This is a genomic window from Streptomyces sp. XY006 (genome assembly GCF_002237655.1).
In the GTDB taxonomy this organism is placed as follows: domain Bacteria; phylum Actinomycetota; class Actinomycetes; order Streptomycetales; family Streptomycetaceae; genus Streptomyces; species Streptomyces levis.
The window spans coordinates 38,072-61,583 of record NZ_NOKT01000042.1 but is presented as its reverse complement, the minus strand read 5'-3'; the positions used below and the strand labels follow the sequence as shown (position 1 = coordinate 61,583).

The following is a 23,512-nucleotide window of genomic DNA, read 5'->3' as shown; positions in this document are numbered from 1 at the left end:
GCCGCCGGGTCGTGCGCCGGGCCGCCGGCGGTTTCGCCGAGCCCGCCCAGCCCGCCAAGCGCGCCGCCGGTGCGACCGCGGCCGAGGGTGAGGGACCGGCGCGCCCCGCCCGGCCGGCCGTCGCGCTCTTCCAGCCGCCCGTCTTCACCGAGCCCCAGTTCCAGACCCCGGAGCGGGCCGCCGCCGCGGCCGCCGCCGAGGCGGCCGGCACCGCCGAGGAGCCCGAGGACGACCTCGCGCAGGACACGCCCGACGCACAGGACGGCCGTGACGACCGCTCCGACCGCGACGAACAGACCTCCGCGTCCCGCCGCCGTCGCCGGCGCCGGGGCGGCGAGGAGCCCGAGGCCCAGGCCGCCGAGACCGCTGTCGAGGAGCCGGAGGACGAGGCCGAGGAGTCCGCCGAGGACCAGGCCGAGGGTGACGACCAGGACGACTCCGAGGGCCCGGGCTCGCGCCGGCGCCGCCGCCGGGGCGGTCGCCGCCGCCGTCGCGGCGAGTCCGCCGAGAGCGACGGCGACGCCGACGGCGAATCCGACGAGATCGCCGCCGCCCAGGCCGCGCAGGACGCCGAGGACACCGCCGAGCAGGCCGAGGAGGACCGGGAGGACGCCGACGAGGCCGCCGACCGGGACGACTCGTCCGGCGGGGGCGGCTCCAGCAGCAGCCGCCGGCGCCGTCGCCGCCGTCGCCGTGCCGGTGACTCCGGCCTCGACGCCGAGCCCTCCGACGACGACCCCGAGCGCACGGTCGTCAAGGTCCGCGAGCCCCGGCCCGCCCGCGAGAAGGGCACCGAGCCCTCCGACGAGGTGCAGTCCATCAAGGGCTCGACCCGTCTGGAGGCCAAGAAGCAGCGCCGCCGCGAAGGCCGCGAGCAGGGCCGCCGGCGCGTCCCGATCATCACCGAGGCCGAGTTCCTGGCCCGCCGCGAGGCCGTCGAGCGCGTGATGGTCGTCCGCCAGCACGGCGACCGCACCCAGATCGGCGTCCTCGAGGACAACGTGCTCGTCGAGCACTACGTCAACAAGGAGCAGTCGACCTCCTACGTCGGCAACGTCTACCTCGGCAAGGTGCAGAACGTGCTGCCGTCGATGGAGGCCGCCTTCATCGACATCGGCAAGGGCCGCAACGCCGTGCTGTACGCGGGCGAGGTCAACTTCGAGGCGCTCGGCATGGCCAACGGGCCGCGCCGCATCGAGACGGCCCTGAAGTCCGGGCAGTCGGTCCTCGTCCAGGTGACCAAGGACCCCATCGGGCACAAGGGCGCGCGTCTGACCAGCCAGGTCTCCCTGCCGGGCCGCTACCTCGTGTACGTGCCCGAGGGCTCCATGACCGGCATCAGCCGCAAGCTGCCCGACACCGAGCGGGCCCGGCTGAAGACCATCCTCAAGAAGATCGTCCCCGAGGACGCGGGCGTCATCGTGCGCACCGCCGCCGAGGGCGCGAGCGAGGACGAGCTGCGCCGGGACGTCGAGCGGCTGCAGCAGCAGTGGGAGGACATCCAGAAGAAGGCCAAGAACGGCAACGCGCCGACGCTGCTGTACGGCGAGCCGGACATGACCGTCCGGGTCGTGCGCGACATCTTCAACGAGGACTTCTCCAAGGTCGTCGTCAGCGGCGACGAGGCCTGGTCGACGATCCACGGATACGTCTCGCACGTCGCCCCGGACCTCGCCGAGCGGCTGCAGAAGTGGACCTCCGAGGTCGACGTCTTCGCCACGTACCGGATCGACGAGCAGCTCGCCAAGGCCCTGGACCGCAAGGTCTGGCTGCCCAGCGGCGGCTCGCTGGTGATCGACCGGACCGAGGCGATGGTCGTCGTCGACGTCAACACCGGCAAGTTCACCGGCCAGGGCGGCAACCTCGAGGAGACCGTCACCCGGAACAACCTGGAGGCGGCCGAGGAGATCGTCCGCCAGCTGCGGCTGCGCGACCTCGGCGGCATCATCGTCATCGACTTCATCGACATGGTGCTGGAGTCCAACCGGGACCTGGTGCTGCGGCGCCTGCTGGAGTGCCTGGGCCGGGACCGTACGAAGCACCAGGTCGCCGAGGTGACCTCGCTGGGCCTGGTGCAGATGACCCGCAAGCGGGTCGGCCAGGGCCTGCTGGAGTCCTTCTCCGAGACCTGCGTCCACTGCAACGGCCGCGGTGTCATCGTGCACATGGAGCAGCCGACCTCCACCGGGGGCGGCGGCAAGCGCAAGAAGCGCGCCCGGGCCGGCGCTGCCGACCAGCCGCACGTCCACGAGGCGGCCGTCGAGACCGCCGAGCAGGAGGCGGAGACCGAGGCCGAGGTCGTCGCCGAGGTCGCCGAGCCGGTCGCGCTGCCCGAGCCGGCCTTCGAGCCCGACGAGGAGCTGTACAGCAGCGCCGCCGAGGCGGAGGCCGCGGCCACCCGCGGACGGTCGCGGCGCCGGGCGAGCCGGCGGGCGTCGGCCCCGGCGGGCGCGCCGCGCGGCGAGTCCGTGAGGGGCGAGACCGTGCGGGGCGAGTCCGTGAAGGCGGAGCGCGGCACGGTCGAGCCGGTCGCCGACGCGGCCGGGCAGGCCGGGGCCCCGACGGCCCAGGACGTGACCGCGGCGGACGAGGCCGTCCGTCCCGTGCAGCCGGAGCCGGCCGCCGAGGCGCAGGCCGAGCCGGCGGCCGTGGAGGACCCGGTGGTCGAGGCGGCGCGGACCGAGCAGCCCGCGCAGACCGAGCAGCCCGCTGCGGCCGCTCCGGTCGAGGAGGCCGCGCCGAAGGGCCGCACCCGGCGGCGGGCCACCCGCAAGGTGTCCGCTCCGGCCGGTTCGCCGGCGGGCGCCGAGGCCGCCGTGGTGACGGTGGCCGAGACCGCGCCCGCGGTGTCCGAGGCCCCGGAGGCCGCTCCGGCCGAGCAGGCCGGACAGTCCGAGCCGGTCGCCGTGCAGTCCGAGCCGGTCGCCGGGGCGTCCGCCGAGAGCGCGGCCCCGGCCCGTCCGCGGCGCCGTGCCGTGCGCAAGTCCACGGCGCCCACCGCGTCCGAGGAGGCGGCCGTCGTGGTCGTCCTGTCGGCCCCGGCGGAGGAGCCGGCGCAGGCCGCCGTCCCGGCCGCCGACGCGGGTGACACGGGTGAGGCGGCCGTGACGGCCGAGGAGCCCGCGGCCAAGAAGACGGCCCGCAAGACGGCCAAGAAGGCCACCGCGAAGAAGGCCGCCACCAAGAAGACCGCGGCGAAGAAGACCACCACGGCCAAGAAGACGACGGCCAAGAAGGCGGCGAAGACCACCAAGACGGCCGCCAAGAAGGCCACGTCGAAGAAGACCGTGGCGGCGGAGCAGACGCTCTCCTCCGTCACCGCCTCCACCGACGAGGACTGACCCGCGGGAAGCCTGTGCGTCCTGCAGTGACCGGACGCACAGGCCCGGGGCACGGCTCGGTTTGACCCCCTCGGCCGCGGCCCCGTAACCTTGACCGTCGGCGTGTCGACTGACGCGTCACATCCCCGTAAACCTCATCCTCCGGGCGCCGGGCGCCCAGGAGAGGCCGCCCGCTGTGTCGGGTGGCTGGCCTGCGGGGGTGCCGTTTCCCGAGCGAGAGAGTGAGTTCCGCGTGTACGCCATCGTGCGCAGCGGTGGTCGCCAGCACAAGGTTGCTGTCGGCGACATCGTTGAGGTTGACAAGATTTCCACTGCCAAGGTTGGCGACACGGTCGAGCTCTCGACCCTGCTCGTTGTCGACGGCGACGCCGTGACCAGCGACCCGTGGGTGCTGGCCGGCATCAAGGTCCAGGCCGAGGTCGTGGACCACCACAAGGGGCAGAAGATCGACATTCTGCGCTACAAGAACAAGACCGGTTACCGCCGTCGTCAGGGCCACCGCCAGCAGTACACGGCGATCAAGGTCACCGAGATCCCCACGGCTGCGAAGTAAGGGACTGAGGAGAAATGGCACACAAGAAGGGCGCATCGTCCACTCGGAACGGTCGCGACTCCAATGCCCAGCGGCTCGGCGTGAAGCGCTTCGGCGGTCAGGTCGTCAACGCTGGTGAGATCCTGGTCCGTCAGCGCGGCACCCACTTCCACCCGGGTGCGGGCGTCGGCCGTGGCGGCGACGACACGCTGTTCGCGCTCCAGGCCGGTTCGGTGCAGTTCGGCACCCACCGTGGCCGCAAGGTCGTGAACATCGTTCCGGTCGCCTGATCGGACACTCTCGCGAGGCGGACCTCACTTCCCGTTGCGGGAAGGCGGGTCCGCCTTTCGCTTGTTGAACAAGTACATCTCGTTGAACAAGTAAATCTCGCACGTACTTCTGGAGGCACCCACCATGACCACCTTCGTGGACCGCGTCGAGCTCCATGTCGCCGCGGGTAACGGAGGCCACGGCTGTGCCTCCGTCCACCGTGAGAAGTTCAAGCCGCTCGGCGGCCCGGACGGCGGCAACGGCGGTCGCGGCGGGGACGTGATCCTCACCGTCGACCAGTCCGTGACCACGCTGCTCGACTACCACCACTCCCCGCACCGCAAGGCCACCAACGGCAAGCCCGGCGAGGGCGGCAACCGCTCGGGCAAGGACGGCCAGGACCTGGTCCTGCCGGTGCCGGACGGCACGGTCGTGCTGGACGGGGCGGGCAACGTCCTCGCCGACCTGGTCGGGCAGGGCACCTCGTACGTCGCCGCGCAGGGCGGTCGCGGCGGGCTCGGCAACGCGGCCCTGGCCTCGGCCCGGCGCAAGGCGCCCGGCTTCGCGCTGCTCGGCGAGCCGGGGGACGTGCAGGACATCGTCCTGGAGCTGAAGACGGTCGCCGACGTGGCGCTCGTCGGCTACCCGAGCGCGGGCAAGTCGTCGCTGATCTCGGTGCTGAGCGCCGCCAAGCCGAAGATCGCCGACTACCCCTTCACCACGCTCGTGCCGAACCTCGGCGTCGTCACGGCCGGTTCGACGGTCTACACGATCGCCGACGTGCCCGGGCTGATCCCCGGGGCCAGCCAGGGCAAGGGCCTGGGCCTGGAGTTTCTGCGGCACGTGGAGCGGTGCAGTGTGCTCGTGCACGTCCTGGACACCGCCACGCTGGAGTCGGACCGCGACCCGCTCTCCGACCTCGACATCATCGAGGAGGAGCTGCGCCAGTACGGCGGGCTCGACAACCGGCCGCGCATGGTCGTGCTGAACAAGATCGACGTGCCGGACGGCAAGGACCTGGCCGAGATGGTGCGGCCCGACCTGGAGGCGCGTGGCTACCGCGTCTTCGAGGTGTCGGCCGTGGCGCACCTGGGGCTGAAGGAACTGTCCTTCGCGCTCGCCGAGCTCGTGGCCCAGGCCCGGGCCGCGAAGCCGAAGGAAGAGGCCACGCGGATCGTCATCCGGCCCAAGGCCGTGGACGACACCGGCTTCACCGTGACCCGCGAGGACGACGTCTTCCGGGTGCGCGGCGAGAAGCCCGAGCGGTGGGTGCGGCAGACCGACTTCAACAACGACGAGGCGGTCGGCTACCTGGCGGACCGGCTCAACCGCCTCGGTGTCGAGGAGGCGTTGATGAAGGCCGGCGCCCGGGGCGGCGACGGCGTCGCCATCGGCCCCGAGGAGAACGCGGTCGTCTTCGACTGGGAGCCGTCCGTGACGGCCGGTGCCGAGATGCTCGGCCGGCGTGGCGAGGACCACCGCTTCGAGGAGTCGCGTCCGGCCGCACAGCGCCGCAGGGACCGGCAGGCCGAGCGGGACGAGGCGCAGCAGGAGTTCGACGACTTCGAGCCGTTCTGAGTGAACGGGCGGCGAACGCGCGACGGACTCCGGGGCAACCAACACGTCGTGCGGTGAGTCGTACTGGGCGGTGCGGAGCGGATCTTGGTGTTTCCGCACGCCAACTGCCCAGTCGATCACCGGAGTCACCGTGTCCCAGTACATGAGCAAGCGCAGGCTCGGCCGCACGGCCGTGGCGGCCGTCGCCGTCGTCGCGGCCGTCACCGCCCCGACGATCGCGCACGCCGCGCCCGCCGGCCAGGCCACCGCGGCGACGCTCCACGACGATCTCAACGGTGACGGTTACTCCGACCTCGTCGTGGCCGCCCCGAGCGCGACCGTCGGCGGCAAGAAGGGCGCCGGCTACGTCGCCGTCGTCTACGGCTCGGCGAACGGGCTGGACGTCACGACGCGTCAGGTCGTCAGCCAGAGCACGGCCGGTGTGCCCGGCAGCCCCGAGACGGCCGACGCGTTCGGCAGCGCGCTCACCACCGCCGACCTCGACCGCGACGGATACGCGGACCTGGTCGTCGGCGTGGGCGGCGAGGACACCGCCGACGGCGGCGCGGAGTCCGGGCTCGTCGAGGTGCTGTGGGGCGGCCCGAAGGGGCTGGCCGGCGCCGCGGTCCTGGCCACCGGCAAGGCCTACGACGGCCTCGGGGCCCAGGGGCGGCTGGCCGTCGGCGACGTGAACGGCGACGGCGCCGGGGATCTGGTGACCGTCGAGAACCAGTTCAACCTGCGGGTGCTGAACGGCCCGTTCTCCCGGGACGGCTCCACCGCCCACGGCGGGCAGCTCGTCACGGACGAGTTCGACAGCCGCGTCCTCGACCTGGCCACGGGTGACATCAACGGCGACGGCGTCGGCGACGTCGCCGCCACCGAGAACGACGGCGACGAGTACGACGCCCGGCGGATCGTGTACTGGCTGGGCGGCGAGCAGGGGCTCGCGCCCTACACCACCGTGCAGGGCGCCGACGGCCACCGGCTCCAGGGCGGCGAGAACCTCGACCTCGGGGACGTCGACCGGGACGGCTTCGACGACATCGTGGTCGGCCGGGCCGTCGACGGCTACGACAGCGACCTCGACACGCCCGCGGCCAGGGGCGGCCGGGTCACCTTCATACCGGGCGGCGCGGACGGCGCGGACGGCACCAGGGCCGTGCACCTCAACCAGGACAGCCCCGGCGTGCCCGGCGCGGCCGAGAAGGGCGACGGTTTCGGCACCGACGTGCAGGTCGCCGACGTCACCGGCGACGGGCACCCGGACGTGGTGACCGGCCTGCCCGGCGAGGACCTGGGCACGGTCTCCGGCGCGGGCGCGGTCGTCGTCCTGCGCGGCGGCGCGGGCGGGCTCACCGGCACCGGCGCCCAGGTGGTCACGCAGAACACGGCCGATGTGCCGGGCGCCGGCGAGACGGGCGACGCCTTCGGCAAGGCCGTGCACCTCGCGGACGCGAACCGGGACGGCCTGGCCGACCTGTCGGCGGGCGCCCCCGGGGAGAACGGCAACGCGGGGTTCGTGTGGTCCTTCACGTCCGCCCCGACGACCGTCGTGAGCCCCAACGGCACCACGGCCTTCGGCAACACGCTCCTCGGCACGACCGCCACGGAGGCCCGGCTCGGCACCGGCTTCGCCTACTGATCACCGGCTTCGCCTACTGATCACCGGCATTGCCGGTCGCCCGCCCTGGTGACCACCCGTCACCCGTCTCACTGAGGGCCCTTCACCCGTTCTACTGAACAACCGTCAGACTCGCCCCGGCAACGGCTTGTTCCAGCGCTGGCGGCGGGTCTTCTTTTGTCTGCTTAGTTGTCATGTACGTGAACCCCGGCGTTCAGCGGGCGGACCGCCCGCGAGCGTGAAGCTTCCCCGTGTCCATGTGGCCAGCGAGGTAAGGGAGTCAGCCGATGACCGGAGCAGTGTCCCCCGACCGACGCCGCTTTCTGACCGCGGGCGCCGCGGTGCTCGGTGCCGCGGCCTCCGCCCAGCTGTGGCTTCCGGCCGCCGCGCGCGCGGCCGAAACGCCATTGCCCGACGGTGTGTTCAGCCTCGGCGTCGCCTCCGGGGACCCGCTCCCGGACGGCGTCGTGCTGTGGACCAGGCTCGCCCCGGACCCGCTGAACGGCGGCGGCATGCCGGAGCGCGTGGTTCCCGTGGAGTGGCAGGTCGCCGAGGACCACCGGTTCAGAAAGGTCGTCCGCCAGGGCATCGCCCAGGCCCGGCCCGAGTACGGGCACAGCGTTCACGTGGACGTACGCGGACTGCGCGCGGACCGTGTCCACTGGTACCGCTTCCGCACCGACGGCCAGCTCTCGCCCACCGGCCGCACCCGCACCGCGCCCCACCCCTTCAGCGCCGGCGGCTCCCTGCGCATGGCCCTCGCCTCCTGCCAGAACTGGCAGCACGGCTACTTCACGCCCTACGCGGACATGCTGGAGCAGGATCCGGACGTCGTGGTGTTCGTCGGCGACTACATCTACGAGTCCACGCCCTCGGCGACGGCCCTGCGGCGGCACGAGGGCACCGGCGAGCCGTTCAGCCTCGTGCAGTACCGCAACCGGTACGCCCAGTACCGCACCGACCCGGACCTCGCGGCGATGCACGCGAACGCGCCCTTCGTGGTGACCTTCGACGACCACGAGGTCGACAACGACTTCGCGGGCGAGATCCCGCAGGATCCGGACAAGCAGCCGCACGACGCGTTCGTGGCCCGTCTGACCGCGGCCTACCAGGCGTTCTACGAGCACATGCCGGTCCGTGCCACCGCCGTGCCGAACGGCCCCCACATCCGGATGTACCGCCGCCTGGAGTTCGGCCGCCTGGCCCGGCTCAACGTCCTGGACACCCGGCAGTACCGCAGCGATCAGGCCACCAGCCAGGAAGGCGCCCAGGACCCCTCGCTGACCATGCTGGGCGCGCGGCAGAAGCAGTGGCTGCTGAACGGCCTCCAGCACTCGCCCGCCCGCTGGAACCTCGTCGCCTCGCAGATCATGATGGCCGAGACGGACCTCAAGGTCGGCGAGGGCAAGCTCTGGTTCTACGACGCCTGGGACGGCTACCAGGCGGAACGCAACCGGTTCATGGAGGAGTTCAGGCAGGTCCGCAACCCGGTGGTGCTCTCCGGCGACCGGCACCTGACGATGATCAGCGACCTCAAGGAGGACTACGCCGACCCGGACTCCGCGGTCGTCGGCGCCGAGTTCGTCGGCACCTCCATCTCCAGCAACGGTGACCAGGACCAGGAGGCCTTCCGCAGGGAATGGGACCCGCGGCGGCCGGACAACCCGCACTGGAAGCTGCTCGACGCGCACCGCGGCTACCACCTCTTCGACATCCGCCGGGCCGGCATCGACGCGCAGGTGCGGGTGGTCGACACCGTGCGGCAGCCGCAGGCGACGCCGAGCACGCTGGCGCGGCTGCGGGTCGAGGCGGGCCGGCCGGGCGTGGAGGTCGTCTGACCGCGACACCGGTACGGCCGGGGGCACACGGGAGCCCGGGACTCTTCGGAGTCCCGGGCTCCCGTCGTACGGGCGCGGCCGAGCGCGCGGGCGCCACCTTGCCCGCACCGAGACCGAATTGCTGCGGAATCTTGATCGAGAACTCCTTGTGGAGTTACTCACAGCAATTAGAGGGACCCTCACGAGGCCCTGGAACCGTCTCACCAATCACCAGCAGTACCAGGTGAATGACAGGTTGCGCGCACATATGCGGCGGAGGGCGCTCACCTTGCACTGCGGTAACCAAGAGTGGGACCATTTCGAAGTTCCCTGTCGCCCCAAGGTAGGTCACCTGTGTCCCAGCACATAGCCAAGCCCCGTACCACCGCAGTGATCCTGGCCGGTGGCACCGGTCAGCGGGTGGGTCTGTCGATCCCCAAGCAGCTGCTGAAGATCGCCGGCAAGGCAGTCATCGAGCACACGCTGACCACCTTCGAGAACGCCGACTCGATCGACGACATCATCGTGCTGATGGCGCAGGGCTACGTGCCCGACGTCGAGAAGATCGTCGCGAAGGCCGGGTTCAAGAAGGTCTCGAAGATCATCGAGGGCGGTTCCACGCGGAACGAGACCACCGAGCGCGCCATCGCGGCCCTCGGTGAGGGTCTCGCCGAGGGCGAGGACGTCAACGTCCTCTTCCACGACGCCGTGCGCCCCCTGCTGTCGCAGCGCGTCATCGACGACTGCGTCACCGCGCTGGAGCGCTACCAGGCCGTCGACGTGGCCATCCCGTCCGCGGACACCATCATCGTCACGCGCACGCACGGCGGGGACGGCGAGTTCATCACCGAGATCCCGGACCGCTCCCGGCTGCGCCGCGGCCAGACGCCGCAGGCCTTCAAGCTGTCCACGATCAAGCGGGCCTACGAGGTCGCCGCCGGCGACCCCAACTTCCAGGCCACCGACGACTGCTCCGTCGTGCTCAAGTACCTGCCCGACGTGCCGATCCACGTCGTCGCGGGCGACGAGTACAACATGAAGGTCACGCAGCCCGTCGACGTCTTCATCGCCGACAAGCTCTTCCAGCTCGCCTCCACGGCCGCGCCCGAGCAGGTCTCCGAGGAGGCCTACCGCGAGCTGCTCACCGGCAAGACGGTCGTCGTCTTCGGCGGCTCCTACGGCATCGGCAAGGACATCGCCGAGCTCGCCGAGTCCTACGGCGCCACGGTCTACGCCCTCGGCCGCTCCACCACCGGCACCCACGTGGAGAACCCGGAGGAGGTCGACGACGCGCTGTCCAAGGCGTACGCCGAGACCGGCCGGATCGACTACGTGGTGAACACCGCCGGCGTGCTGCGCATAGGCAAGCTCGCCGAGACCGACAACGCCACCATCGAGGAGGCGCTGAAGGTCAACTACCTGGCCCCGGTGCAGATCGCCCGCTCGTCGTACAAGTACCTGTCGGAGACCAAGGGCCAGCTGCTGCTCTACACATCCAGCAGCTACACCCGCGGCCGCGCCGAGTACAGCCTGTACTCCTCCACCAAGGCCGCCATGGTGAACCTCACCCAGGCCTTGTCCGACGAGTGGGCCGGCGACGGCGTCCGCGTCAACTGCATCAACCCCGAGCGCACCGCCACCCCCATGCGCACCAAGGCTTTCGGCCAGGAGCCCGCGGGTTCCCTGCTGTCCTCCGAGGCGGTCGCCCGTACGTCGCTCGACGTGCTGCTCTCCGAGCTGACCGGGCACGTCATCGACGTCCGCCAGCAGGACCCGACGGCCGGCGCGGCCCGTGCGTCCGGCTTCGAGCAGGCGCTGGCCTCGGTGCTGGACCGGCAGGACGGCGTGTAATAATTGGCGGCAATTAGACTTCGGTAATTCAGGCCTCTGCGCCCTCCTGTTAACGGGGATCCGTCAACGGGAGTGTTCGCAGGGGCCTGAATCCATACAGTCCCGCGAATATTCACAGACCAGCCGCATTCAGAACCAAGACCGGCACACCCCTCTCAAGAGCAGGTTTCTCCGTGATATCCACCGCTATTCGCGTCGCCCGGGTGGGCAGCGCGGCCGAGCTGGCCGCGGCGGTCCTCATGGTGGCGGGCTTCCCCGCCCTCATGCTGGCCGCGCTCGTCCCGAGCGTTCCCGCCTTCGCGGCAGCGGCCGCCGTGACGTACCTGGCGGACCACTATCTGCACCGCAAGGGCAGCTACCTGATCAACCGCCTCGGCAAGGTCCGGGCCGGCCTGTCGATCCGCTTCCTGATCCGGCAGTTGCTCCTGGTCCTGCTGCTGGCCCGGCTGTCCCTCGCGGACAACCTGATCTACTACGGCGCGATCGCCTGCTTCATCGCCTTCTACGGTCTGCAGGCCCCGCACGGCGCGCTGGTGCAGCTCATCCGCAACCGCCGCCGCATGCCGGTCGCCACGCGCAACGTCGACCTGAAGTCGCGCATCCGCATCCCGGACGCCCCGCCGCGCCGGCTGCTGCACCGCTCCGCGGAGAAGATGCTCCACCTCGACCTCGCGGCGGTCGTCGGCATCCTCCTGGCCGCGCAGCTGAAGTCCTCCCTGATCGGCTTCATCGGCATCGGCATCACGGTGGCCCTCGCCACCCTGTACGTCCTGACGCTGGTGCCCTACGTGCGCGGCCGGAAGATCCCGCCGAACGCCGAGCGCGTGCTGGCCGCCGTCGACGACTGGCTGGGCGAGTACCAGCCGGAGACGGTGCTGTACTTCTCCGGTTCGAAGGACTCCGCGTACCAGGTCAACATGTGGCTGGACACGATGGAGAAGCTGGACTCCAAGCCGCTGATCATCCTGCGCGAGCGGGCCATCCTGAACAACCTGGCGCCCACCACGGTCCCCGTCATCTGCGTGCCCGGAGGGGTGCACCTGATGAACCTGGACCTGTCCACGGTGCGTGTCGCGCTGTACGCGGCCAACGTCGGCAAGAACATCCACCTGCTGCGCGTGCCCACCATGAAGCACGTCTTCATCGGCCACGGCGACAGCGACAAGCTGGCCAGCGTCAACCCGTTCAGCAAGGTCTACGACGAGGTGTGGACGGCCGGCCGCGCGGGCCGCGACCGCTACGCCATCGCCGACGTCGGCGTCCGCGACGACGACATCGTCGAGGTCGGGCGTCCCCAGCTCGCCCCCATCCAGCCCTGGCAGGGCGTGCCCGAGGGCCGCATCCCGACCGTGCTGTACGCGCCCACCTGGGAGGGCTGGGACGGCAACCCGGGCAACACCTCGATCGTGCTGGCCGGCGAGAACATCGTGCGCAAGCTGGTCGCCGCCGACCCGCCCGTGCGCGTCCTGTACAAGCCGCACCCGTTCACCGGCACGGTCAGCAAGGAGGCCGGCGCCGCCCACCAGCGCATCACCGCCCTGGTCCGCAAGGCCGCAGCGGAGCGCGCCATGGACCCGCGCTTCGTCGCCGACACCGCCGCCCAGGCGCAGGCCAAGGCCGAACTGGACCGGATCGAGGCCCGGCTGGCGCAGCTGTCCGGCGCCGGTGGCGACCGCGGCGACGAGGCCGAGGCCACGCGTGAGGGGCTGGTCGACGTCGCCCGGCACGAGGAGGTCGCCCGGCTGCGCGCCGAGTGGAACGACGCCTACTGGCGTTCCTTCCCCGACTGGGAGCACCGGGTCATCACCGGCGCCGAGCCGCGGCTGTACGACTGCTTCAACGTCTCCGACGCGATGGTCTCCGACATCTCCAGCGTGGTCTCCGACTTCATCGCGAGCGGCAAGCCGTACGCGGTGACGGACTCCGCCGAGGTGGGCGTCGAGGAGTTCAAGCGGAACAACACGGCCGTGCGGGCCGCGGTGATCCTCTCCAACAGCGCGAAGGAGCTGGGCGAGCTGCTGAGCGCCGTGCGCGACCCGGCCGCCGATCCGCTGGCCGAGGACCGCAAGGAGCTCAAGCAGTACCTGCTGGGCCCGGACGAGCCGACCTCCCTGGAGCAGTTCAACACCGCCGTCGCGAACCTGGCGCTCAAGGCCGAGACGCGCAACGTCGGCCAGCAGTCACGGGACGCGGCCGCCCTGGCCGAGGCCGAAACCGAGCTGGCGAACGCCGTGCCCGGGCAGCGGGTGTCCACGGCCGGTGACACGGACGGAGTCGGCACGGGCTGAACTGCCGCCCACAGCTGAGGAGTCCGGCCCCCGAGGAAGTCCTCGGGGGCCGGACTTCTTTGTGCTCCCGTTTCCTGTCCGTTCACCATGTGACGTGTCCCACTAACACCTGCGTGCGAGGCAACCGCTTGCCTCGATCACCCGTCTACCAAGTAGCGAATGAGGCGATACGGGGGGAATATCCCATTGACTAGGGGGAAACGTGACCGTGACGCAGCCTGATGTGAGCGTGATCATCGGGGCGTACGAAGCGATGCCGTATCTGATCGAGTGCCTCTCGTCCGTCGAGGCACAGACCATCGGTCCGGAACGCATCGAGGTCATCGCGGTGGACGACGGATCGACGGACGGCACGGGGGAGTACCTGGAGGAGTTCGCCGCGCGGGCGCCCATGCACGTCCTGGTGATCCGGCAGGAGAACTCCGGTGGCCCCAGCGGCCCGCGCAACGTCGGCCTGGGCAAGGCGAGCGGCCGCTACGTCTTCTTCCTCGACGCCGACGACCGGCTGGGCCCCGAGGCGCTGGAGCGGATGGTCGCCATGGCCGACCGGGCCGGCACCGACGTCGTCCTCGGCAAGGTCGAGGGCGTCAACCGCTCGGCTCCGAAGTCCATGTGGGGGAAGACGGTGGAGCGGACGGACGTCTACTCCTCCAACATCAAGTTCACGCTGAGCGCGCAGAAGCTGTTCCGCCGCGAGCTGCTGGACCGGCACGGCATGCGGTTCGACGAGTCGCTGTTCACCGGCGAGGACGCGCTGTTCACGATGGAGGCCTACCTCCGGGCGAACGGCGTCTCGGTGGTCGCCGACCACACCTGCTACTACCTGGTCGGCCGTGACGACGGCAAGCACGTGACCAAGAGCGGCGGTTACACGCTGCGCTTCGACTCCGCGCGGGCCCTGATGCACCTCATCGCCGAGCTCGTCCCAGCGGGCGGCCGGCGCGACCAGCTGATGGTCCGGCCCTTCCTGGTCACGCTGCTGCCGCAGTTCGGCCCGAAGTTCGCCACCGACAGCGAGGAGATCCGGCGGCACAAGCTGGAGCTGGCCAAGCCCTTGATGGACGCCTACTGGACGGAGGGCGTCGCCCAGCGCCTGAAGGTCCACGAGCGGCTGCGCCTGCATCTGGTCGCCGAGCAGCGAGCGGACCTGCTCCTGGACGTGGTGCAGTTCGTCAAGGCCAAGAAGCAGGCGGCGGCCCTGCTGGAGAGGAAGGGCCGCCGGGTCTACCTGGCCTACCCGCACTTCCGCGACCGTGCCGCGGGCATCCCCGACGCGGTCTACCTCGCCGGGCCCCGCGAGGCCCGGGCGTTCCCGGGCTACCGGGAGGGCGGCGTCGACACGTTCGTACGGCGAGCGGTGCGCAAGGCGCGGCGCGTGCTGACGTCCCGTGAGGTGCGGCCGGCGGCCTGAACGGGAGCGGGGCCGGGTCTCCCCGGCCCCGCGGGGCGTTCCGCAGTCCTGGCGCGCTGTCGTCCTGGAGTCCTGGCGCGCTGTCGAGGCGTGGTCCCGTCGGTCAGCGCGGTGCGGTCGGGACCGCCGTTTCCGTGCGCTGGCCGGGCAGCTCGGCGGCCAGCCGCTCCGCCACCCGCGCCCGGTGGTCCCGGGCCCTCGCGCACAGCGCCCGCACGGCCTGGTTGAAGCGCTCCTGCGACGACGGCTCGGCCGGACCGAGCAGCCGCAGCTTCAGCTCGGCCCGCGCCTCGGCCAGTTCGTCCTTCTCCGGGTGCCGCACCGACTCCAGCAGCTCCGGCACCCCGGCCGCGTCCGGCGTCAGCACGGTCGCCGCCGCCACCGTCGGGAACGCCACGCGGAAGGCGTCCTCGGGCAGCCCGCTGGTGTTGGCCACCGCGTACGGCTTCTCGCTGGCCAGGAAGTCGCTGATCACGCTGGAGACGTCACTGATCAGCAGGTCGGCGACGTTGAAGCAGGAGTACAGCGCGGGCCGGGCGTCCGTGATGACCTGGTGCTCGCCCTCCGGCAGCGAGGCCCAGTAGGCCTCCTCCCAGGCGGCGGTCGCCCGCGCCACCGCCTGCGCGCGGCCCGGCTCGGGCGCCGACTGCACCAGCATGCGCTCCACCGTGTCGGCCCCGGACCGGAAGTCGGCCGTGGTGAGCCGGTCCAGCTCGGCGGTGCGGCGCGCCAGTTCCGCCCCGGCCGGGGGCCGCGCCACCGCCCGCTCCCGGTTCGCCGCCCGGATCAGCTCCCGGATGCGCAGGTCGGCCGCGCCCGCGCGCGGGTCCACCGACCCCGTCAGCGGATGCGGCTTGTACAGCACCCGCACGCCCGGGTCGGCGAGCAGCGCCCGCACCAGGTTCTCGCCGGCCGCGATCACCGAGGTGTTGCCGGGGTTGCCGTCCCAGCCCTCCCAGGTCGGCGCGTACAGCACGGTCGTGTACGCCCCGGCCGGCGGACCCGCGTAGGGCAGCACTCCGTCCAGCTGCGGGCGGCCCGTCTCCACCACGTCCTTGTCCTCGACACCGACCTCGGCCAGCGCGTACCGCTCGCGGGCGGCGGGACCGGCCACCCACACCTCGTCGTACGCCTTCGCGTACGGGTTGCACGAGGACAGCTTGTCGCTCTCGCCGTGGTTGACGAAGGTGTGCTTGATCGTGGGGATGCGCAGCACCTGGGAGGTCTTGCCGGAGTTCGAGGGGTGGATGAGGACCTGGAGCGTGGAGTGCTCCAGGCGCATCAGCGTGGACACCTTCGGCAGGCACACGATCGGGATGTCCGTTGCCGCGATCCTCTGCACCATGAACCGCTCGCGCAGCACGATGACCGGACGGCCGTCCACCCCGGCGAGCGGCTCCAGCCACATGTTCGCCTGGTAGGCCGAGGAGACGCCGCCGGAGAAGTACAGGCCGACCGTGGGCCGGTAGGAGGCCAGCCACGCGTCGAACCACTCCAGCACCCGCTGCTCGTCGGCCGGCCGGCGCCCCGGCAGCAGCCGCAGCAGCAGCGCGCCCAGCCCGGCCAGGGCGAGCAGCAGGGACAGCGCGATGCCCGCGGCGGCGAGCACCGGCCGGTCGCCCGCCGCGCCGGCCAGCAGCCCGGCCGTCGCCGGCAGGCCGAACACCAGCAGCCGCAGCCCGGGGCGGCGCAGCAGCAGGGCCGGGGCCGGGGACAGCCGCAGCGCCGAGGCGTCGATGTTGCGGGTCACCACCGGCAGCGTGCGGGTGCGGCGCACCAGCACGGACCCCGCCTGGATCGCGCAGTGCAGGGCGTAGAAGGCGAGCAGCGCGCCCACCAGCGGGGCGTACACCGTCTCCCGGTCCTGCTCGCCGATCCGCAGCAGCGCCACGACCAGCAGCAGGTCCCGCAGGACGTGGCGCACGGTGATGTCCGCGTGCGACTTGGCGAACAGCGCCAGCACACCGCGCTGCCAGCGGTACAGGACGCCCTCGACGGCCAGGGACACGGCGGTCGCCACGAGCAGCAGCGGGACGTGGGGCAGCAGCGCCGCGACCGCCTGGGCGGCGAACGCGGCGGCCAGGACGACGGTGACCAGCCCCTTCAGAAGGGCCGGCGGGCGGGGAAGAGGTACGGGCACTGCGGTCACTCCAGGAGCGTCGGTTCGGCGCAGGTCGGCCGTACGGGTTAACGCGCGGCGACCACCGGACGACACGCGCGTGTCCTCGGGCCGAGGAGGGCGACTGCGCCCCGTCGCGCGGTGGGACGGTAGCGGAATATCGCGTTCCTGTCGTGGGGGCGGGTCACATGAAGAAAGAAGCCGCGACCGCCGCGTCCACCGGGTGACCCCGCCCGCACCGTCCGTAGCGTGGACCGGCTCGGCGGCGTACCCGCGCGTCCCGTAGATTTCCGGTTGAGGGACCGGAACGCAGCGAGGGGACGGACGGCGACGTGGCAGGGGCAAGGCAGGCCGTGGGCGAGGCCCGCAGGATCGTCGTCAAGGTCGGGTCCTCCTCGCTGACCACCGCCTCGGGCGGCCTGGACGCGGACCGCGTGGACGCGCTGGTCGACGTGCTCGCCAAGATCCGCAGCGGCGGGGAGCGCGAGATCGTCCTGGTCTCCTCGGGCGCCATCGCCGCCGGTCTCGCACCGCTCGGCCTGCGCCGCCGCCCCAAGGACCTGGCCCGCCAGCAGGCCGCCGCCAGCGTCGGCCAGGGCCTGCTGGTCGCCCGCTACACCGCCTCCTTCGCCCGCTACGGCGTCCGCGTCGGCCAGGTGCTGCTCACCTCCGACGACATGAGCCGCCGCGCCCACCACCGCAACGCCTCGCGCACCCTCGACAAGCTGCTCGCGATGGGCGCCTTCCCGATCGTCAACGAGAACGACACCGTCGCCACGGACGAGATCCGCTTCGGCGACAACGACCGTCTCGCCGCCCTGGTCGCCCACCTCGTCCACGCCGACCTGCTGGTCCTGCTCTCCGACGTGGACGGCGTCTACGACGGGGACCCCGCCAAGCCCGGCACCTCCCGCATCGGCGAGGTGCGCGACCCGTCCGACCTCGCCCACGTCGAGATCGGCAGCGCGGGCAAGGCCGGCGTCGGCACCGGCGGCATGGTCACCAAGGTCGAGGCCGCCCGGATCGCGGCCGCCGCCGGCGTCCCCGTCGTCCTCACCAGCGCCGTGCACGCCGCCGACGCCCTGACCGGCCAGGACACCGGCACCTTCTTCCACCCCACCGGCCGGCGCTCCGCCGACCGGCTGCTGTGGCTCCAGCACGCCTCCACCCCGCAGGGCGCCCTCACCCTCGACGACGGAGCCGTCCAGGCCGTCGTGGAGCGCCGCAAGTCGCTGCTGCCGGCCGGCATCGCCGCCGTCGAGGGCGACTTCACCGCCGGCGACCCCGTCGAGCTGCGGGACAGCGCCGGGCACGCGGTGGCCCGCGGGCTGGTCAACTTCGACGCCAGGGAGATCCCGCGGCTGATCGGCCGCTCCACCCGGGAACTTGCCCGCGATCTCGGACCCGCGTACGAACGGGAGGTCGTACACAGGGACGACCTGGTGGTTCTGCACCCGTAATGTGTCGAAACATCCGCCCCCGGTGGTGGACGTTCCGCAAAACCGCCACACGAGCCCTTGCGGCCTGCTCAACTTTGTCCCAGGGAACTGTTCCGCAGCAGCGCCACACACAGCGCCACTGAGCGAAGGAGGCCGTCGTGAGACGAGTGCGCCCTGGGACGCCGGCGTCCCGTGGTGGTACCGGCTCCCGCGCGGCCGGTGAGGAGCGCGCCCTGGCCAGTGTGGCGGACGGAGACCGGTTCGAGGGCGAGGAACCCGCGGACCTCCCGCGCCTGTGGCACGTCACCCTCAGCGTCTCCGGCAAGGAGGCCCCGCTCCCCGAGGTCAGACGCGCCCTGGAGCAGCTCGCTCACGACCACCCCTTCCTGCTGACCAGCCGCTACGCCGTCGACCACGCGGAGATCCGCTACTGGGAGGAGGCCCGCGACCTGCACGACGCGGCCGCCGTCGCCCTGCGGCTGTGGGGCGAGCACCGGCAGACCGCCGGACTGCCGCCCTGGGAGATCGTCGGCCTGGAGGTCATCGACCGCGCGACCTACCACCAGCGCATCGCCGAGGGGTACGGGCCGCCCCCGGCCTCGCCCGTCGGGGTTCACCCGTTCTGACCCGGGTCCGGGGGAGTCTCGCGAGGTGTCTCGGGGTGTGGAACGCGCGAGGAACACCCTCGCCCGGCGCACTACCCTTCCCTCATGACCACGCTCTCGCCGTACGACTCCATGTCCCCGGTCACCGAGGCCGCCTACCGCGCCAAGGCCGCCGCCGCGAGCCTCGCGCCGCTGCCGCGGGCCGACAAGGACGACGCGCTGCTCGCCATCGCGGACGCGCTGGAGGTCCGCACGAGCGAGATCGTCGAGGCCAACGCCCAGGACGTCGCCAAGGCCCGCGAGGCCGGCCTCAGCGACGGCATGATCGACCGGCTCACGCTCACCCCCGAGCGGGTCCGCGCCATCGCCTCCGACGTGCGCGACGTCGCCGCCCTGCCCGACCCGGTCGGCGAGGTCGTCCGCGGCTCCACGCTGCCCAACGGCATCGACCTGCGCCAGGTCCGCGTGCCGCTCGGCGTCGTCGGCATCATCTACGAGGGCCGGCCCAACGTCACCGTCGACGCCGCCGCCCTCTGCCTGAAGTCCGGCAACGCCGTCCTGCTGCGCGGCTCCTCCTCGGCGTACCGGTCGAACACCGCTCTGGTGCGCGTCCTGCGCGACGCCGTGGGCGGGGCCGGGCTGCCCGCCGACGCCGTCCAGCTCGTCCCCGGCGAGAGCCGCGACAGCGTCCGCGAGCTGATGCGCGCCCGGGGCCTGGTCGACGTACTCATCCCGCGCGGCGGCGCCTCCCTGATCAACACGGTCGTCCAGGAGTCGGTCGTCCCGGTCATCGAGACCGGCACCGGCAACTGCCACGTCTACGTCGACGCCCAGGCCGACCTGGACATGGCCGTCGAGATCCTGATCAACTCCAAGGCCCAGCGGGTCGGCGTCTGCAACGCAGCCGAGACCCTCCTGGTCCACCAGGACATCGCCGCCGCGTTCCTGCCGCGCGCCCTGGACGCCCTCGCGGAGGCCGGGGTCACCGTCCACGCCGACGAGCGCGTGCAGGCCTACGCCAAGGACTCCAAGGCCACCGTCGTCGAGGCGACGGCCGAGGACTGGGAGACCGAGTACCTGTCGTACGACATCGCCGCCGCCGTGGTCGACTCCCTGGACAAGGCCGTCGAGCACATCCGGCTGTGGACGTCCGGCCACACCGAGGCCATCGTGACGACCTCCCAGCAGGCGGCCCGCCGCTTCACCCAGCTGGTCGACTCCACCACCGTCGCGGTCAACGCCTCCACGCGCTTCACCGACGGCGGCCAGTTCGGCTTCGGCGCGGAGATCGGCATCTCCACGCAGAAGCTGCACGCCCGCGGCCCCATGGGCCTGCCGGAGCTGACCAGCACGAAGTACATCGTCACCGGCGACGGGCACGTCCGCCGCTGACCGGACGCCGGCGAGCCCGGGACACCCGAACGGCGGGATGGCGCAGGCGCGTGCGGCAGGGGCTCACCGCCCCGGTCGCGCGCCGTGCGCGGTGCTGTGGAAGCCGTCTCGACCGGCGGATGAATTTCCATACCGTCTGCCCAAATTGACCCCCCAGGTCTACTCTGGATCCGTGCCGGAGGACGTGGGGGGCACGCCGTTTCCGGACGGCCGCGAGCCCGACGACGACCACGACCGCGGGGTGTCGGACGAAGAGTTCGCCTCCGTGGTCTTCGACGAGGCCTTCGTACGCGCGGCCGTGGTGCACGAGCCGACCGCCGTGGAGCGCCTCCTGGCCGCCGCGCAGGCGAGAGCCGAGGCCTCCGAGGCGGAGGCGGCCCGCCGCGCCCACCTCAGAGGCGAGCGGTACGACGACGGGTACGGCCCGGACGGCCCCGGTCTCGGCCGTGACCCGGACCTCGACGATTTGGACGAGCCCGACCTGCTGGAGGACCACTACGGCGACACGGGGCCGTACTCCAAACAGGTGCGCTGGCACCGCCCGGTCGCCTGGCTGCTCGCCCTCGTGATGGGGATCGGCATGGTCGCGCTCGCCTTCACGGCGGTCTACCGCGGGGCGTCCTCGAACCGCGAGGGCCCCGTGCCGCCGCCCGCCTCGACCGGGCTGGAACAGGGCGGCGGGGTGGCCCCCTCCGCTTCCGCCGACTACTCCCAGCCGGCCGTCTCGGTGATTCCGCGCACCCCCTGACCGGAAGCCGCCCCTCCTGGTGAGGACCTGTCAAAACTTGTGGAGCAGCCCGGCGTTTACCCGGGCTCGCGGCGACCTACCCTGAAGATATGGGCAGGCCTGGAGACCCACCTGAGGGGGCACCCGAGGGCGCTCCCGGAGGTGGTGAGGACGAGTACCGATCCGTCGTCTTCGACGAGTCGTTCGTCCGTGCTGCCCGCCTTCAGGAGTTCTCCGCGCAGGAGCGCATGGTCGACCACGCGCCCGCCGTGCGCCGCCGCCCGCCCCTGCGCCGCGGCCTGTCCCGGCAGGCGCTGGTCCTGGTCCTGCTGATCGCCATCGCCTTCGGCACCGCGATCTACATGGGCGTGCGGCACCCCTACCAGACCCCCGCTGCCCGGGAGCCGGTCGAGCCGCTGCGGATGACCGTCATCCCGCTCGTCCCCGAGGGCGGGGTGCCCGGCGCGGCCGACACGGCGTACCTGTACGCGCACAGCCCCGCCGCGCAGTTCAAGACCGGCGCGGAGGGCGTGCCCCTGCCCGCCTCGCGGCGTACCGCGCACTTCTCGGACAGCCAGGTCGTGACCGCCCTGTCCACGGCCAAGGACTACGTCGTGCGCTCCGCCCTCGACCCGGAGGTGATCACGGGCGGCGAGATCCGCGCCGTGCGGGTGCTGCTCGACCCCGACCAGCTGGACCAGTTCGACCAGAGCTTCGCCCGCCCCACCGCGGACGGACGCCACGCGCCCACCGGCTGGCTCGTCCGCTTCGACCCCTCCCGGGCCGAACTGGCCGACCGCCGGGTGCGCGTCCAGGGCACGCTCCAGGCCGCCGAGACGGACGCGTCGACGCTGGAGGTCACGGCCGATCACACGTTCGTGTACGCGCTGCGGCCCGCCGGGGCCGGGGACAAGGCCGAGGCGTCCCTGTTCACCGTCCGGCGCGAGCTGCAGTTCCGCTTCGACCGCGACGACCTGCGCCTGCACCAGGCCCAGCTGGTCGTCTCCTACGTGCAGGCGGGCCCGCTGTCCTGCGCCGAGGACTCCACGCACCACCTCCGGCCCCTGCTCGCCGGCCAGACGGCCAAGGAGGGCGGCCCGGCCGGCACAGACCCCTACGCGACGGGCAGCGCCACGGCCCTGTGCGGCTCCCTGGCGACGAGCGCACTGCCGAAGGTGTGAGCGCCGGCTTCCACGGGATACCGGCGATCCGCAGGGCTCCGGCGGGCCCACGGGATACCGCACCGCCGATCCGCAGGGCTCCGGCGCGTCCTCGCGGGCCACGTGGGAGCCCTGGGCGGACCTGGCGGACCCTGGGCGGGCCCTGGGCGGGCGAGGTGGCTCAGCGGTCGTCGCGCGGTGTTCCGTCGTCTCCCGGAGTGTCCGACGAGCCCGGCGACTGCGGACCCCCGGGCGGCCTGGGGGAGGAGGCCGTGAAGCCCCCGAAGCCCCGGCGCACCCGGTCGCCGAGGTCGCCGGCGCCGCCGGCCAGGTCCGTGACCAGCTTCATCAGCGGGTCCTTCGAACTCTTCACGTGCGTGCTGTAGTGGTTCGCCGACTCGCGCCAGGAGTCCCGGACCGAGGTGTCCTTGTCCTCGTCGCGCCGCGGGTAGTGGCCGTCCATGATGCGCTGGTAGTCCCGCGACTCGGCCCACTTCTTCAGCTCGGCCGCCCGGACGGTCGTGAACGGGTGGGTGCGCGGCAGCACGTTCAGGATCTTCAGCACGGAGTCGCGCAGATCGCCGCCGGCCTCGTACTCCTCGGCCTGGGCGAGGAACGCGTCCACGTTCATCTCGTGCAGGTGGTTGCCGCCCGCGATCTTCATCAGGCCCCGCATGGACGCCTGGAGATCCTGCCCGACCAGCAGCCCCGCCCGGTCCGCCGACAGCTCCGACTTGCGGAACCACTCCCGCAGCCCCGTGACGATCGCCATGATCGCGAGGTTGCCCAGCGGGATCCAGGCCACCCGGACCGCGAGGCTGGTCAGGAACAGCAGGATGGTCCGGTAGACCGAGTGGCCGGACAGCGCGTGCCCCACCTCGTGGCCGACGACCGCCCGCATCTCCTCCTCGTCGAGCAGCTCGACCAGGCCCGTCGTCACGACGATGATCGGCTCGTCCAGGCCGATGCACATCGCGTTGGGCTGCGGGTCCTGGTTCACGTACATCGGCGGGACCTTCTCCAGGTCCAGGATGTAGCAGGCGTCGCGCAGCATCACGTTCAGGTGCGAGAACTGCTGGTCGGAGACCCGCACCGAGTCGGACAGGAACAGCAGCCGCAGACTGCGCTCGGGGAGCAGGCCGCTGAGCGCCTTGAACACCGTGTCGAAACCGCTCAGCTTGCGCAGCGCCACCAGGGCGGAGCGGTCGGCCGGGTGCTCGTACGTCCGCGAGGAGATCCCGGGGAAGCGCCTGCGCTGCCGGCTCGGCACGTGCTCGTGCCCGTCCTGGTCGTGGCCGTCGGACATGTCTTCCCCCATGTGCGTCTGGATGACCTTTGCGGCCCCTTGTGCGGCCCTTTGCTTCCCCGAGGCTGAGCCC

The 23,512-nt window shown here is 72.1% G+C and carries 16 protein-coding genes; 14 read left to right on the top strand and 2 right to left on the bottom strand.

The window, feature by feature from the left end:
• From CHR28_RS34455 to CHR28_RS34415, 9 genes are all read left to right on the top strand, one after another.
• The coding region (locus tag CHR28_RS34455) for an Rne/Rng family ribonuclease (protein WP_094057658.1) at nt 1-3,341 on the top strand (3,341 nt) is incomplete at its 5' end.
• Between the two features lie 232 nt (nt 3,342-3,573).
• Nucleotides 3,574-3,894 (top strand): 50S ribosomal protein L21, encoded by a 321-nt coding sequence (rplU, locus tag CHR28_RS34450; RefSeq protein ID WP_003990208.1) that lies wholly within the window; start codon nt 3,574-3,576, stop codon nt 3,892-3,894.
• Between the two features lie 14 nt (nt 3,895-3,908).
• Entirely contained in the window at nt 3,909-4,163 is a 255-nt protein-coding gene (gene rpmA, locus CHR28_RS34445) for a 50S ribosomal protein L27 (RefSeq protein WP_010041940.1), read from the top strand.
• A gap of 124 nt (nt 4,164-4,287) precedes the next feature.
• Nucleotides 4,288-5,721, top strand: coding sequence for a GTPase ObgE (gene obgE / locus CHR28_RS34440; RefSeq protein ID WP_094057650.1), 1,434 nt, complete (start codon nt 4,288-4,290; stop codon nt 5,719-5,721).
• A gap of 142 nt (nt 5,722-5,863) precedes the next feature.
• On the top strand, nt 5,864-7,345 hold the full coding sequence (locus CHR28_RS34435) for an FG-GAP-like repeat-containing protein (RefSeq protein ID WP_094057657.1): 1,482 nt from the start codon (nt 5,864-5,866) through the stop codon (nt 7,343-7,345).
• Nucleotides 7,346-7,611: 266 nt separating this feature from the next.
• Nucleotides 7,612-9,162, top strand: coding sequence for an alkaline phosphatase D family protein (locus tag CHR28_RS34430; protein ID WP_094057649.1), 1,551 nt, complete (start codon nt 7,612-7,614; stop codon nt 9,160-9,162).
• A gap of 333 nt (nt 9,163-9,495) precedes the next feature.
• Complete coding sequence (locus CHR28_RS34425) at nt 9,496-10,992, top strand: bifunctional cytidylyltransferase/SDR family oxidoreductase (protein WP_094057648.1); 1,497 nt, start codon at nt 9,496-9,498, stop codon at nt 10,990-10,992.
• Nucleotides 10,993-11,195: 203 nt separating this feature from the next.
• Entirely contained in the window at nt 11,196-13,280 is a 2,085-nt protein-coding gene (locus CHR28_RS34420; protein WP_094057647.1) for a hypothetical protein, read from the top strand.
• Nucleotides 13,281-13,482: 202 nt separating this feature from the next.
• The gene (locus tag CHR28_RS34415) at nt 13,483-14,691 is read left to right on the top strand and encodes a glycosyltransferase family 2 protein (protein ID WP_094057646.1); all 1,209 of its coding nucleotides are present in this window, start codon (nt 13,483-13,485) and stop codon (nt 14,689-14,691) included.
• 103 nt (nt 14,692-14,794) lie between these two features.
• On the opposite strand, the gene CHR28_RS34410 is transcribed toward CHR28_RS34415, so the two are convergent.
• Nucleotides 14,795-16,831, bottom strand: a complete 2,037-nt coding sequence (locus CHR28_RS34410; protein WP_179272664.1) for a hypothetical protein — start codon at nt 16,829-16,831, stop codon at nt 14,795-14,797.
• Between the two features lie 332 nt (nt 16,832-17,163).
• On the opposite strand from CHR28_RS34410, the gene proB reads away from it, so the two are divergent.
• The 5 genes from proB to CHR28_RS34385 all read left to right on the top strand — a co-directional run bounded on the left by proB (nt 17,164) and on the right by CHR28_RS34385 (nt 22,154).
• Entirely contained in the window at nt 17,164-18,270 is a 1,107-nt protein-coding gene (proB, locus tag CHR28_RS34405) for a glutamate 5-kinase (RefSeq protein WP_094057645.1), read from the top strand.
• 146 nt (nt 18,271-18,416) lie between these two features.
• Nucleotides 18,417-18,875 (top strand): hypothetical protein, encoded by a 459-nt coding sequence (locus tag CHR28_RS34400; RefSeq protein ID WP_094057644.1) that lies wholly within the window; start codon nt 18,417-18,419, stop codon nt 18,873-18,875.
• 84 nt (nt 18,876-18,959) lie between these two features.
• Nucleotides 18,960-20,246 (top strand): glutamate-5-semialdehyde dehydrogenase, encoded by a 1,287-nt coding sequence (locus CHR28_RS34395; protein ID WP_094057643.1) that lies wholly within the window; start codon nt 18,960-18,962, stop codon nt 20,244-20,246.
• Nucleotides 20,247-20,418: 172 nt separating this feature from the next.
• Nucleotides 20,419-20,994 carry an SCO2584 family spore wall biosynthesis protein gene (locus tag CHR28_RS34390; protein ID WP_441351044.1) on the top strand — a complete coding sequence of 192 codons (576 nt, stop codon included), beginning with the start codon at nt 20,419-20,421 and terminating at the stop codon, nt 20,992-20,994.
• A gap of 89 nt (nt 20,995-21,083) precedes the next feature.
• Nucleotides 21,084-22,154, top strand: coding sequence for an SCO2583 family membrane protein (locus CHR28_RS34385; protein ID WP_094057641.1), 1,071 nt, complete (start codon nt 21,084-21,086; stop codon nt 22,152-22,154).
• Nucleotides 22,155-22,314: 160 nt separating this feature from the next.
• Here the strand turns inward: CHR28_RS34385 and CHR28_RS34380 are convergent, their stop codons facing one another.
• Nucleotides 22,315-23,439: a M48 family metallopeptidase gene (locus CHR28_RS34380; RefSeq protein ID WP_094057640.1), complete on the bottom strand. Its 1,125-nt coding sequence runs from the start codon at nt 23,437-23,439 to the stop codon at nt 22,315-22,317.
• Nucleotides 23,440-23,512: the final 73 nt, after the last annotated feature.